We start from the raw sequence: 14,379 nt of genomic DNA on the forward strand, positions 1-14,379 counted from the left end.
GAGCGGTTCCGACAATTCATTCCTAGCTGGAACCGCTCCAACTCACGCCTTTCCTGTGGACCAATATGCCCGCCTTGATTGCGTCAAAGCACTATCCGATTATGTTCGCAGCAGATATTTTGGATTGGAATAATTAATGGCCAACGACATCAAGCGCATTGCCGCAATCATTGCAGCGGAAATCAACGCAAAGCCGGAACAGGCAATCGCCGCCATTGGTCTGCTGGATGAAGGCTCGACCGTGCCTTTCGTTGCGCGTTACCGCAAGGAGGTCACCGGCGGGCTTGACGACACCCAGTTGCGCATGCTGGACGAGCGCCTCTCCTATTTGCGCGAGCTTGAAGCGCGACGCACCTCAATTCTGGAATCGATCCGCGGACAGGAAAAGCTGACGCCGGAACTCGAACTGAAAATCGCAGGCGTTCAGACCAAGGCCGAACTTGAAGACCTGTACCTGCCGTATAAACCAAAGCGCCGCACCAAAGCGGAAATCGCTCGCGAGCGCGGTCTTGGACCGCTTGCCGAAGCCATTTTGACCGACCGCAGGCTGGTTCCCACAGAGATTGCTGCGCAATATGTCACCGGCGACGTAGCCGATGTGAAGGCAGCCCTTGAAGGCGCACGCGACGTCATTGCCGAAGGCTTTGCCGAAAATGCCGAGCTGATCGGCAATCTGCGTAACTATCTCAAAGAACGCGCCGTGCTCCGCTCGCGCGTTGTCGATGGCAAGCAGGAAGCTGGCGCAAAATTCTCGGATTATTTCGACCATTCCGAACGCTGGGCAAATGTTGCGGGCCACCGCGCTCTCGCTATGTTGCGCGGTCGCAACGAGGATTTTCTGTCGCTCGATATTGAAATCGACGCCGACGACACATCACCGGTAAAGCCGGTCGAACGCAAAATTGCAGCCGCCTATAATATCGGCGGAACATTGCCCGGTGATCGCTGGCTGATGGAAGTTGCAGGCTGGGCTTGGCGCGTCAAACTTTCGCTCTCCCTTTCGCTCGACCTCATGCGCGACCTGCGTGAACGCGCCGAGGAAGAAGCCATCAACGTCTTCGCCCGCAACCTCAAAGACCTGTTGCTCGCCGCCCCTGCCGGTTCGCGCGCCACCATGGGTCTTGATCCGGGCATCCGCACGGGCGTGAAGGTCGCAATCGTTGATGATACCGGCAAACTGCTCGACGCAACGACTGTTTATCCATTCCCGCCCAAAAACGATGTGCGCGGTACACAGGCCGAGCTCGCAAGCCTGATCCGCAAACACAAGATCGAATTGATTGCCATCGGCAATGGCACCGGCAGCCGCGAGACCGAACGCCTCGTCGTGGATATGCTCACCGAGCTGCCAGCGCCAAAGCCGCTCAAAGTCATCGTGTCGGAAGCAGGAGCTTCGGTCTATTCAGCCTCAGCAACCGCTGCGGCTGAATTCCCCCAACTTGATGTGTCGCTGCGCGGTGCCGTTTCCATCGCCCGCCGCTTGCAGGACCCGTTGGCGGAACTCGTGAAGATCGAACCGAAATCTATCGGCGTCGGCCAGTATCAGCATGATGTCGATCAAGTCCGCCTTGCCCGCTCGCTGGACGCTGTGGTCGAAGACGCTGTGAACGCTGTTGGCGTCGATCTCAACATGGCATCCGCGCCGCTCCTCGCGCGCGTGTCCGGTCTTGGAAAATCTCTCGCCGAAGCAATCGTCGCACATCGTGACGAAGTCGGCGCTTTCAAGAACCGCAAGGAGCTTCTGAAAGTTGCACGCCTTGGCAACCGTGCTTTCGAGCAATGCGCAGGCTTCTTGCGTATCGCGAACGGCACCGAGCCGCTTGATGCATCGTCGGTGCACCCGGAAGCCTATGGCGTTGCAAAAAAGATCGTTTCCGCCTGCGGCCGCGATGTGCGCAGCCTCATGGGCGATAGCTCAGCACTTAAAAGCCTCGATCCGCGCGTCTTTGTCGATGAGCGTTTTGGTCTGCCAACCGTGCGTGACATCATCGCCGAGCTTGATAAGCCGGGCCGAGATCCGCGTCCCGGCTTTAAAACCGCGACCTTCGCCGATGGCATTGATGACATCAAGGACCTGAAACCCGGCATGGTGCTGGAAGGCACTGTCACGAACGTCGCGGCCTTTGGTGCCTTCGTCGATATTGGCGTGCATCAGGACGGGCTTGTCCATGTCTCGCAACTCGCAGATAAATTTGTCAAAGACCCGCATGAAGTGGTCAAGGCTGGCGACGTGGTGAAAGTGCGCGTGACCGAAGTGGATGTGCCACGCAAGCGCATCGGCCTCACAATGCGCAAGGACGGCGGCGAAGCTCCTGCCCCGCGCAACAATGCGCAGCGCGACACGAAACCTGCACAGAAGCAAAACTTCACCCCGCGTAAACAGGAACAGCCATCAACCGGCGGTTTCGGTGCAGCCCTTCTGGAGGCGATGAAGAAGAAATAAGAAAAAGGCGGCTACAAAAGCCGCCCTTTTTACATTCAGATCTTGTTGCCGATTGGAAAGCCGGTTGAGACTTTTCTCACCGGCATTTCATCGGTGGGAATAATCCAGCCACCGCGAATGGCGATGCGAACCTCGTCGCCTTCTTCGAGCCGCACCGGATCGCGCACTTCAAAATGCAGATGAATATCCGGCTTGGTGAGCGGATGTGCCTCGATGCGTGAACCGCCACCGCGATAGACCGAACGCTTGACCCGCACGGGGATGCCGCCGGTTTCGGTCAATGCCAGATCTTCTGCGCGAACGCAGAGCTGCGCATTGGCACGCGGCATTTCAATGCCGGAACAACGCACCTGCGCACGGCTTCCCAGCACCAGCGCCTCACAATGTCCCGCTTGCGCAAAAGACACGACCTCCGCAGGCAGAACCATGCCATGCGCGATAAAGGATGCAACCATTTCGCTGGCCGGTTCTTCGTAAAGCTTGCGCGGCGTATCGAACTGCTGAAGCTTGCCATAATCGAGCACGGCGATACGATCGGCAAGCGCCATGGCCTCGGCCTGGTCATGCGTGATGTAGATAATCGTCGTACCGGTGCGCTTGTGGAAAGCCGCAAACTCGTCTTCCATCGAAGCACGCAAATGCATATCGAGATTGGCAAGCGGTTCGTCAAACAAGACCAGCGAAGGGGCTGCTACCAGACAGCGGGCCAAAGCCACACGCTGCCGCTGACCACCTGAAAGATTGGCCGGGCGGCGATCACCAAAACCGTCTAGATCGACCAGCGCCAACGCTTGCTTCACACGGGCCTCGCGCTCGGCTTTGGCAACCTTTGCCACCCGCAGACTATAGCCGACATTCTCAGCGACCGTCATATGTGGCCAGAGCGCATAATTTTGGAAGACAATACCGACCTGCCGCTTCTCAGGTGGTACGTTCCCATCCACATGAGAAACACGGCTGTCACCAATATGGATTTCGCCGCCGTCAACATCTTCAAAACCGGCAATCATCCGCAGAAGTGTGGTCTTGCCGCAGCCAGACGGTCCGAGAATAGCAACGAACTCACCATCCTTCACATCGAGCGACACTTCAGACAGGGCCTGAAACTCGTTGAAGGCCTTGGAAACAGAAGCGATTTTCAGTCGCGCCATGGCAGCACCCCGTTTGGAAGACGCCGCGCAAACAGATTTGTTGCAAGCATCAGCATGAATGTCACCGCAACGGCCAAAATGGATATGGCAGCCGCATAGGCGGAATCGCCCGCCTGTTCAAAAGAAAACATCACCACGCCCAGCGTTTCCGATCCCGACGCCCAGAGAAGCGCTGAAACCGTCAGCTCACAGAATGCGGTCATAAAAATGAGCACGCCGCCTGCAAGCGTCGCTGGTGCGACAAGAGGAAATATAATGGTCCGCAGCCGATAGAAAAGCCCTGCCCCCGCAATTCGCGCAGCTTCTTCCAGCGCACGGTCAATCTGGTGAAGACCCGCAACCGTTGGCCGCAACGCCAGCACGAAAAAACGTGCGAGATAGGCAAACAGGATAATCCAGAGCGTATTGTAAAGGCTAACACCAACAACCGGGAGAGGCTTTAAGAACATCAGCAGACAGGCGATTGCAAGAACTACGCCCGGGAGCGCATAGGGCATCTCGGCTGCAAAATTGAGGATAGGCGTCCAGCGCCGTTTGCGCCATGCCAGCATATAGGCAAGCGGGACCGCAATCAGCACCGCAAACACAGCAGCCGCAAAGGACAGCATCAGGCTATTGCCGAAAGCACGCGCCGAACCACCATGCTCAAGCATCACAAAGCGGAAATTTTCCAGCGTTGCGGTCGCAAATGTCAGCGGCACACCATAGGCTGGAACCAGTGCTGAAAGGGTCAAACCAATCAAGGGCAAGAATAGCACCACCACGATCAACAGCCATGCAGCCAGCTCCGCCCACATGCGCCATGCGCCAAGCGCAAAAGGTGCGGCTGGCAGCGAGGTTGAAACAATGCGGAAATCACGACGGCGCGAAGCATAGTCCTGCGCGGCGATTCCTGCCATGGCAATCAGTCCGATCAGCACAGAAAGCACCGCGACACTCGACAGCACAGCTGGCCCACCGCCCGCAAGGCGCTGATAAATCAACGTTGGCAGAACAAGATAATTCGATGGAATCCCCAGAAACGCCGGGATGCCGAAATTGCCGACGCAGGAAACAAAGGCCAAGGCGGCGGCACCGATGATAGACGGCGTCATCAGCGGCAGAATGATGGTGCGCAGAACGGTCCATTTGCTGGCACCGGCACTCAGACCGGCTTCCACCAGCTCGCGTGGGAGTTTGCGCAGGCCCGCCCGTACAATCAGAAAGACCAGCGGTCCATATTGCACGCCAAGCAGAAAGATGATGCCCCAGACGGAATAAAGCGGATTACGGCTTCCCAGCGGCGGCACCATGCCGATGATCTTGAGGAACTGGCTGGAAGGCCCGAAAAGCTGGAGCCACGCCAGCGCTGTTACCTGCGGGGCGATCAGCAGTGGTGTCACATAGAAAAGCACAAAGACATTGCGCCCGCGCATGTCGGTGAGGCCGACGAGCAACGCCGCTACAATGCCAAACACCAGCGCAAGCAGCGTGCCGCCAATACCGATCTGCAGGGAATGCCATGTGGCAACCCATGTCGAGCGGCTGCTCAGCGTTTCAGTGAGCACCGATATCGAAAACTGTCCCTGCGGCGCGACCAGTTCGACCAGCAGACGCGCCATCGGCAGAAGCGAAAGCACTGCAACAATCAGCGTTACACCAACAATCAGGGCCGCATCACGGCCCTGAATATCTCGAAACATGCGCATTAAAATGCCTTATCCACCAAACAGCTCGGAGAACTGCTTCTTGTCGGCATCAGTCTGATCGAGAACCTTTTGGGTGTCGATAGACATGATGTTGATCTTGGTGCCTTCCGGCAGCCATGCGGGGCGACCTACACCTTCCTTGGCAGGCAGATAGCCCTGCTCAAGTGCCAGCTTCTGACCATCATCCGACAGGATGAAATCGACGAACTTCTTTGCGCCATCAACGTTCTTGGCGGTTGCCATGATCGCAACCGGTTCGGTCACTGCAGGCACGCCTTCCGACGGGAAGACGAACTCAATCGGCGAACCCTTGGCCTTGGCATTGAGCGCCATGAAGTCAACCAAAATGCCGTAAGGCTTTTCGCCGCTCGCAACCGACTTCAGCACGGCGCCGTTGCCCTTGACGCTTGCGAGTTCGTTGGTCTTGAGGTTCTTGAAATAATCCCAGCCAAGATCCTTATCGAGCGCGAAACCGCTCAGGAGATAGGCGGCAGCACCCGAATAAAGCGGGCTTGGCATGACCACCTGACCCTTATAATCAGCCTTGGCGAGATCGGCCCAATGTTCAGGCTTTTGGGACGCGCCCGTGTTGTAGGCAATGCCGGTGGTGATCAGCTTGGAGCCGAAATAGGTCTTGTCTACGTCGTAGCTATCAGCAGAAAAACCATCAACCTTGGCGTCGGTGTAAGGAAGAAGGCGCTTGTCCTTCTTGAGACCTTCCATCGTCACCGCATCAGCGATCAGCAGAACGTCAGGCTGCGGCGCGCCAGCCGAAAACTCGGCAGCAAGCTTGGTGAGGAGTTCGCTCGTTCCCGAACGGAAAATCTGCACATCCGTATCCGGATTGGCCTTGCGGAAGGCTTCGACCGTTTTGGTCGCATCCGCTTCCGGTTGCGACGTATAGAGCGTCAGCGTATCGGCCTGCGCCACGGCGATGGAAAGAGCAAGAAGAGCAGGAATAGCACTGGCCCGCTTCAGCATCTTGGTCATGGAGTTGGCTCCTCGAATTTCTGTGTGGTTTTCGGCAGCATGTGCCGCCGCTCCGGCGTGATTACGCTGCATGCGAGCTGAAATGGCGCAGATACTGTCATATCGAGAAGCGCGATCATTCCTGTTCATGACTCACCTGTCAAACAAATCTCTAAAACATCCGCCAGAAAATCGGAACTGATTTCAGAAAGCAAAATGCCCTCCGGCAGACGAACGGTCCGCAGAAGGGCATCTATCACTTGAAGAGATCGATTTCACCTTCCGCATCTCTTCCACTCGGAAGCGACGCGGATGCCATAACGGGCTTTGGCTTCAATTATATGACAGTGTGAGGCAGCTTCAGATGATTATCTCAGCCGCGTGCGCTACCTGTGCTCCGGCTTCATAATAAGCCTCGCGCAAGCCGCGGAAATTCTGCGCCTTCGGATCGGTGACAGGCAACGGCAGATCGTCTTCGGAAATTACGCCTGAAACGAGTTGTGCCAATAAGCGTCCGAATACCGTACCCGGCGCAATGCCACGGCCATTATAGCCAGAGAAGCCAACGACATTACGTCCAAGACGGTGGAACTTCGGCAGGCTGTCATTGGTCATGCCGATCTTGCCATACCATTCGGCTTCAAACTCGACATTTCCGATCTGCGGGAACAGGCGCTTCAATGATTTTTTAGCCCATGCCGTATGAACGGCAGCACCAGTATTGCGCAACGCACCAACACTACCAAACACGAGACGGCCCTGCTGATCGAAGCGGAAAGAAGAGAGAACTTCCTTCGTATCCCACGCACCCTGACGTTCTGGCAGAATGCTCTTTTTCAAATTGTCAGAAAGCGGCTTGGTCGCCATGTTGAAATAAGGCAGATGCACCAGTTCCGCGCGCACCTCTGCCCATGGTACATTGGTATAGGCGTTGGTTGCGACCACAACCCAGTCAGCTGTCACAGTACCGGCAGCGGTCTTCACCACCCACTTACCGTTCTGCTCGCTGGCACCCGTTACAGGGCTTGCCGTAAAGATTTGTGCACCTGCAGCAACCGCCGCATGTGCCAGACCGCGCACATAAGCAAGTGGCTGAATTGTACCGGCACGCAGATCGAGCAGAGATCCGGCATACGCCTTGGTGCCAACCTTGGCTTCAGTTTCCCTGGCGTCGAGCAGCTTCACATTGGCGCCGCGACGTGCCCATTGCTCATAGCGATCTTCAAGTTCCTTGAGACCGTTCTTGCCAACCGCACAATGCAGCGTTCCCTGCTTTTCAACTTCGCAAGCAATCTTATGCTTCTCGATCAGTTCAAAAACCAGCTTCGGCGCATTACCGAGAACGTCGAGCAGACGGTCGCCGTGCTTCTGGCCCAGAACACCCGGCAGATCGTCAGGCATGACCCACATGCCCGCATTGACCAGACCAACATTACGGCCCGAACCGCCATAGCCGATTTCGATACCTTCCAGCACGATTGCTTTCGTGCCCTTTTCCGCGAGATGCAACGCAGTGGAAAGCCCGGTGAAACCACCACCAACAATCACCACATCGGCAGTCAGATCGCCTTTAAGAGCAGTTGTTTTTGGTGCAGCTGGAGCGGTCTTTTCCCAAAGGCCATGAGAGCGTGGATCGTTGAGCATGAACGGCAACCATTTCATAGAATGAAAAACAGACGGCTTTTACCGCCAAAACTATTTCACGCGCTGGAAGTCTCAATGACAGCAATATTTATGCAACAATTCATGCCGGTTGGGAATGAACTTACCCTATAGGACAACGTTCCCCACTTGCCCCGCGATCCACTGACAGAAAACCTGCGTCAGCGGGTTCTCAAGTTTGCCTTCCGGAACCACCAGATAATAGTCATTCTCGGTGCGCATCGGCTGCTCGAAAAGCATAACCAGTTCACCGTTCCGCAGCTCTTGCTCAATCAGATAAAGCGGCAGCAATGCAAAGCCGAGCCCCGCAAGCGCAGCGCCAATTACCATGGAAAACTGATCGAACCGATGGCCGCGATAGGCGGATTTGCCTTCAATGCCACAGCTTTCAAACCATTGCGCCCACATTTTCGGACGGGTCGCGAGATGCAGCAGCGGCTCGTTTTCAAGTTCTTCGGGATTGGCGGGATGTCGTGCTTTGAGTAGACTTGGGCTGGCCACCGGCACAATGACTTCACTGCACAGAAATGTGCATGTCGCATGTGCCCAGACCGGCTGGCCATAGTGAATAGCGAGATCGAATGGCTGTTCTTCAAAGTCGAAAACGCCGGACCGCGAGGCGACATTGATTGCAATCCCGGGATGCTTTTCAATAAAATCCGGAATACGCGGCATCAGCCAGCGTGTGCCAAAGGTCGGCAGGGTTGCAACACTGAATGAAGAGGTCGATTGTGCCGACGCCATTGCACGCAGCATCGTGTCTTCCGTCTGGTTGAGCAAACGCCGCACTTCCGGCAGAAACTTGCGCCCGGCATCGGACAAAAGAATACGTTGACGGATGCGCTCAAACAGCAGCACGCCAAGTTGGCTTTCAAGATCCTTGATCTGACGGCTGACAGCACTCTGCGTGAGATTAAGTTCATTGGCGGCTTGCGTGAAACTGCCATGCCGGGCCGCACATTCAAACGCCTGTAGCGTGGCAATGTCGGGGATCAGTCTCCTGCTAAGCTTCATTCCAATCTCGCATTAACATAGTTGCGTTCGTCGCAATCATAACGGCAAAACGGCTGATATGATACATTTTCATCATAATCCAGGCATGTTCCTCCCGCAATTAACATGTCCGTCCCCAAGATGACACAAGTTCTACGGAAGCTTTCGCAATGAACGAGCATAAATTCATTTCGCCGGACGCCATTCGCTCCGCCTTTTCGGCAGCCATGTCGGCCATGTATAAGGAAGAAGTGCCTGCTTATGGCACATTGATGGAACTCGTCTCCGATGTGAACGCGAAAGTTCTGGCAGACGATGCGCATCTGCATGAGCGTCTGACGGAAACAGATTCGCTTGAGCGCATTTCCGAAGAACGTCACGGTGCAATCCGTCTCGGCACTGCTGCTGAACTCTCGATGATGCGCCGCGTTTTCTCCGTCATGGGCATGTTTCCGGTTGGTTACTACGATTTGAGTGCGGCTGGCGTGCCAGTGCATTCCACCGCCTTCCGCCCGATCGAAGATGCAGCACTCAAGCACAATCCATTCCGTGTGTTCACGTCGCTCCTGCGCCTTGACCTGATTTCGGACGAAAAGCTGCGTGCAGAATCGGAAGAGGTTCTCGCGAAGCGCCAAATCTTCACGCCGGGCGCAATTGCGCTTGTCGAGAAGGCAGAGGCCAATGGCGGCCTTGATGAAGCCGATGCGAAGATCTTCGTTGCAGAAGTGTTAGAGACTTTCCGCTGGCATGATCATGCCAATGTCAGCGCAGAGCTTTACCATCGCCTCCACGATGCGCATCGCCTGATCGCCGACGTTGTTTCCTTCAAGGGTCCGCACATCAACCATCTGACACCACGCACGCTCGACATCGACGCCGTGCAGGTTCAGATGCCAGATCGCGGCATCAACCCGAAGGCAGTTGTCGAAGGTCCGCCAACCCGCAAATGCCCGATCCTTCTGCGCCAGACCTCGTTCAAGGCACTGGAAGAAGAAGTTTCGTTTGTCAGCGCAGACGGCACCTGGACACCAGGCTCCCACACTGCCCGTTTCGGTGAAATCGAACAGCGTGGCGTTGCTCTCACACCAAAGGGCCGTGCGCTCTATGACAAGCTGCTCAACGACACCCGTGCAGTTGCCCGCCCTGCTCCGGATGGCTCAAACTCGGCTGAATATGTGAAAGCACTAAGCGACACCTTTGCCGCTTTCCCTGACACATGGGCTGGCGTGCGCGAAGAAGCCCTTGGCTATTTCGCCTATTCGGTCAAGGATGCTGCACGTCTTGCAGCCTTCCCGGCTAATACCGATATTGAAACTCTGATCGAAGGCGGCGCAGTCCAGTTCGATCCGATTATCTATGAAGACTTCCTGCCGGTCAGTGCCGCTGGTATCTTCCAGTCGAACCTCGGCGACGACGACGCACAGGATTTTGTGGAAAGCCCGAACCAGAAGCGTTTCGAGGAAGACCTTGGCGCCAAGGTTCTCAATGAATTCGAGCATTATGCTCGCATCGAACGCGAATCTATTGAAGCTGTACTCGCCCGCTTGAGCGGCCTTGAAGCAGCCGAATAAACCAATACTGACTTAAGAGGAAAACCATGAACACCGCTGTTAAAAAACTCGACGTGAAGCAGGAAGCTGCAAATCTTCTGTCCAAGCTTGGCGTTGACGCCTCGATCTACACATCGGGCGACCTTGCTGGTTTCAGCCCGGTTTCCGGCGAGCAGATTGCTTCGGTCAAGACCCACAGCAAGGAAGATGCAGCCAAGATCATCGACAAGGCTGATGAAGCTTTCCGTGCTTGGCGCACTGTTCCAGCACCAAAGCGTGGCGAACTGATCCGCCTGCTCGGTGAAGAACTGCGTGCTTCCAAGGAAGACCTCGGCCGTCTCGTTTCGCTCGAAGCTGGCAAGATTCCTTCGGAAGGCCTCGGCGAAGTACAGGAAATGATCGACATCTGCGATTTCGCAGTTGGTCTGTCGCGTCAGCTTTACGGCCTCACAATCGCTACCGAACGCGCTGGCCATCGTATGATGGAAACCTGGCATCCGCTTGGCGTTGTCGGCGTTATCTCGGCCTTCAACTTCCCTGTTGCTGTCTGGGCATGGAACTCCGCTCTCGCTATCGTTTGCGGCAACTCGGTTGTCTGGAAGCCATCGGAAAAGACCCTGCTCACCGCTATTGCATGTGACGCAATCCTGAAGCGCGCAATTAAGCGTTTTGGCGATGCTCCAGAAGGTCTGGCTGAAGTCGTACTCGGCGACCGTACTGTTGGTGAAGTTCTCGTTGACAGCCCGAAGGTTCCTGTTCTTTCGGCAACCGGTTCGACCCGCATGGGCCGCGAAGTTGGTCCACGTCTTGCAAAGCGTTTTGCGCGTGCAATCCTCGAACTCGGCGGCAACAATGCCGGTATCGTCTGCCCATCGGCCGATCTCGACATGGCACTGCGCGCAATCGCTTTCGGTGCAATGGGCACCGCTGGTCAGCGTTGCACCACACTTCGTCGTCTGTTCGTACATGAAAGCGTTTACGACGCTCTCGTTCCACGTCTGCAGAAGGCATATGCCAGCGTTACCGTTGGTTCGCCACTCGAAACCACTGCTCTGGTTGGTCCATTGATCGACAAGGTTGCTTTCGACAACATGCAGAAGGCACTGAAGGAAGCAGCCGCTCACGGCGGTAAGGTACAGGGCGGCGAACGCGTCGAAGCTGGCCATGAAAACGCTTACTACGTGCGCCCAGCTATCGTCGAAATGCCAAAGCAGCAGGGTCCAGTTCTCGAAGAAACCTTCGCGCCGATCCTTTACGTCATGAAGTATTCGGACTTCGACGACGTGCTGGCGAGCCACAATGAAGTTGGCGCAGGCCTGTCCTCGTCGATCTTCACGCTGAACCTGCAGGAAGCAGAGCGCTTCCTTTCGGTTGAAGGTTCGGATTGCGGCATTGCAAACGTCAATATCGGCACTTCGGGTGCTGAAATCGGCGGCGCATTCGGCGGCGAAAAGGAAACTGGTGGCGGCCGTGAATCGGGTTCGGATGCGTGGAAGGGCTATATGCGCCGCGCAACCAACACTGTGAACTACTCGAAGGCTCTGCCGCTCGCACAGGGCGTTTCCTTCGACATCGACTAATCGGTCTGATTTCAGATCAAAAGAAAACCCCGCTTTTCAGCGGGGTTTTTTATTGGCTTAAACTTTGAATTGGCACAACGCATCGACCGATGCTTCACTAAGCCATGCGATTAGCGAGATTGTCGTTATGACGTGCCGAAAATCGTGGCTTTTGAGAACCGGCGCGCAGCGTACTTGAGTACGTGAGCACCGGAAGCGCAAAAAGACGCGATTTGCAGGCCGTCAGAACCGCAATATCAGCCCATGCGTTCGGAGGCGAACGACCCAGGCGAAGCCGGGAATACGACGGTGCGATTTCCGTTGAGGAATGAACGGTGATGGATATGCGCGTGAACGGCGCGCGCCAGAACTTGCGCTTCAACATCACGGCCAATCGACACATAATCCGCCGCACTCTGCGCGTGGGTGATGCGAGCAACATCCTGTTCGATGATCGGACCTTCATCGAGATCGGCGGTCACATAATGCGCCGTGGCGCCAATCAGCTTCACACCACGCTCATAAGCCTGCTTGTAAGGGTTTGCCCCTTTGAAAGACGGCAGGAACGAGTGATGGATATTGATGATGCGGCCCGACATTTTCTGGCAGAGCTGATCGGACAGAACCTGCATGTAACGCGCAAGAACCACCAGCTCGGTGCCCGTATTATCGACAATATCCAGAAGACGCTGTTCGGCTTCCGGCTTATTCGCCTTGGTGACGGCCACATGATGGAACGGAATGTCGTGATTGACGACAACCTTCTGATAATCGAAGTGGTTCGATACAACACCAACGATATCGATTGGCAGAGCACCGATCTTCCAGCGATAAAGAAGATCATTCAGGCAATGACCAAAACGCGACACCATAAGCAGCGTCTTCGTGCGATGGGCATTGCCGTGGAAATCGAAATCCATTTCGAACGGCGCCGCGATTGGCTCAAAGCCTTCGCGCAGGACATCAAGCGCCACGCCGTCTTCCGAAATGAAGCTGACGCGCATGAAGAAGCGACCCGTGTCCAGATCATCGAACTGGGCGCTGTCGATGATGTTGCAACCCTTGCCCGCAAGATAACCCGAAATGGCGGCAACAATACCGCGGGTGGACTTGCAGGTGACGGTCAGGACAAAATTATGCATCGAACTTCCTCTATTACGCAGGCGCAGCTACATCGTGATTTTTTACTCTACGATGCAGCGCCAACCATGCCAGAATGCGTAATGCACTGACCGGATTGCGCTATCAAGTCGATAATGCGTGAAGAATGGAATTGTAGGTTAATTCGTCAGACCGTCGATGTGACCTTGTTCAAATGACGTGGTTTATCGGGATCATAGCCCTTGCGGCGCGTTACTGTTTCAATGATCCGATAATAGTTGATGAGCGCAACCAGTGGGTCGAGATGACCATTTCCTGTGCTTGCTGATGGCACCCGATGTCCCGGCACCTCCGCATCACCAAACGAAACCAGGTTTGCGCCGAACGACTGAAGCCTGCCCAGTGCCTGAATGCTTGTTTCAAGCGCCTCATCCTGCGGTATGAACGACAGAATTGGGAAGCCGGTTTCCACCAGCCGCATCGGTCCATGCATCAGCTCGGCAAGCGAGAATGCTTCCGCATGAATATTGGCAGTTTCTTTGGCCTTGAGTGCAGCTTCAAGTGAAATGGCATAGGCGGTGCCACGTCCGCCCGTGAACAGCGACTTTGCCTCGACCAACAGGTCTTCCACCACCTCACGGCCTTCCGACCTTGTTGCGGTCAACGCTTCTGGCAAGCGGATCAAACCATCTTTCAGTTTCGGGTCGTTGCTGGCCGCAGCCACCACGCCTGAAAGCGCTGCGACAGACGCAATGAAAGACTTGGTAGCGGCAACGCTTTTCTCTTCGCCTGCATGAAGGGCGAGCACAATATCGGCACCCTTCGCAAGCGGACTATCGGTCACGTTAACAACGGCAACCGTCACAGCCCCGCCACGCTTTGCCGCATCCTGCACCGCAATAATGTCCGGGCTTGCACCCGATTGCGACACCGTGAAATGCAGACCACCTTTCAGTTTGAGCTCGGCACCATAAACGGAAGCCACCGATGGACCGATGGAGGCAACCGGAATACCGGTGGCGATCTCCATCAGATATTTGAAAAAGGTCGCAGCATGGTCAGACGAGCCGCGCGCAGCCGTGGTAATCACTGATGGCGATTTTTCAAACAAGCGCCCAATTTCAGCAAATGTTCCGACTTCTGCTTCAAGAAGTTTCGCCACAACAGAAGGTGACTGTTCGGTTTCTTGCAGCATAAGCGATGGAGCAGTTTGCATGTTCATTCTCCAAAACCAAAATAAAGGCCCGCATAAAGCGGGCCTTC

The 14,379-nt window shown here is 55.6% G+C and carries 10 protein-coding genes; 3 read left to right on the plus strand and 7 right to left on the minus strand.

The features are described 5' to 3' along the window. Window positions 1-136: 136 nt before the first annotated feature. Entirely contained in the window at window positions 137-2,443 is a 2,307-nt protein-coding gene (locus tag ACSME1_RS03785) for a Tex family protein (protein WP_105705697.1), read from the plus strand. A 35-nt stretch (window positions 2,444-2,478) separates the two neighbouring features. On the opposite strand, the gene ACSME1_RS03790 is transcribed toward ACSME1_RS03785, so the two are convergent. The 5 genes from ACSME1_RS03790 to ACSME1_RS03810 all read right to left on the minus strand — a co-directional run bounded on the left by ACSME1_RS03790 (window position 2,479) and on the right by ACSME1_RS03810 (window position 8,927). Further along, window positions 2,479-3,594: an ABC transporter ATP-binding protein gene (locus ACSME1_RS03790; RefSeq protein WP_105705695.1), complete on the minus strand. Its 1,116-nt coding sequence runs from the start codon at window positions 3,592-3,594 to the stop codon at window positions 2,479-2,481. Beyond that, the gene (locus ACSME1_RS03795; RefSeq protein ID WP_105705694.1) at window positions 3,582-5,282 is read right to left on the minus strand and encodes an ABC transporter permease; all 1,701 of its coding nucleotides are present in this window, start codon (window positions 5,280-5,282) and stop codon (window positions 3,582-3,584) included. Before ACSME1_RS03795 ends, ACSME1_RS03790 begins: the two co-directional genes overlap by 13 nt. Before the next feature lie 9 nt (window positions 5,283-5,291). Further along, a complete protein-coding gene (locus tag ACSME1_RS03800; protein WP_105705692.1) occupies window positions 5,292-6,272 on the minus strand; it encodes an ABC transporter substrate-binding protein in 981 nt (326 codons plus the stop codon). Between the two features lie 339 nt (window positions 6,273-6,611). Beyond that, entirely contained in the window at window positions 6,612-7,895 is a 1,284-nt protein-coding gene (locus tag ACSME1_RS03805; protein ID WP_024899353.1) for an NAD(P)/FAD-dependent oxidoreductase, read from the minus strand. Window positions 7,896-8,021: 126 nt separating this feature from the next. Beyond that, on the minus strand, window positions 8,022-8,927 hold the full coding sequence (locus ACSME1_RS03810; RefSeq protein WP_100558686.1) for a LysR family transcriptional regulator: 906 nt from the start codon (window positions 8,925-8,927) through the stop codon (window positions 8,022-8,024). Window positions 8,928-9,076: 149 nt separating this feature from the next. Between ACSME1_RS03810 and hglS the strand changes: the two genes are divergently transcribed. Then, complete coding sequence (gene hglS / locus ACSME1_RS03815) at window positions 9,077-10,477, plus strand: 2-oxoadipate dioxygenase/decarboxylase HglS (protein ID WP_105705690.1); 1,401 nt, start codon at window positions 9,077-9,079, stop codon at window positions 10,475-10,477. Between the two features lie 26 nt (window positions 10,478-10,503). Then, window positions 10,504-12,036, plus strand: a complete 1,533-nt coding sequence (amaB, locus tag ACSME1_RS03820; protein WP_105705688.1) for an L-piperidine-6-carboxylate dehydrogenase — start codon at window positions 10,504-10,506, stop codon at window positions 12,034-12,036. Between the two features lie 236 nt (window positions 12,037-12,272). On the opposite strand, the gene purU is transcribed toward amaB, so the two are convergent. Then, entirely contained in the window at window positions 12,273-13,157 is an 885-nt protein-coding gene (purU, locus tag ACSME1_RS03825; protein ID WP_435654938.1) for a formyltetrahydrofolate deformylase, read from the minus strand. A gap of 146 nt (window positions 13,158-13,303) precedes the next feature. Further along, complete coding sequence (locus ACSME1_RS03830; protein WP_024899348.1) at window positions 13,304-14,332, minus strand: SIS domain-containing protein; 1,029 nt, start codon at window positions 14,330-14,332, stop codon at window positions 13,304-13,306. Window positions 14,333-14,379: the final 47 nt, after the last annotated feature.

It is taken from the genome of Brucella pituitosa (genome assembly GCF_965577835.1).
Taxonomy (GTDB): Bacteria; Pseudomonadota; Alphaproteobacteria; order Rhizobiales; family Rhizobiaceae; genus Brucella; species Brucella pituitosa.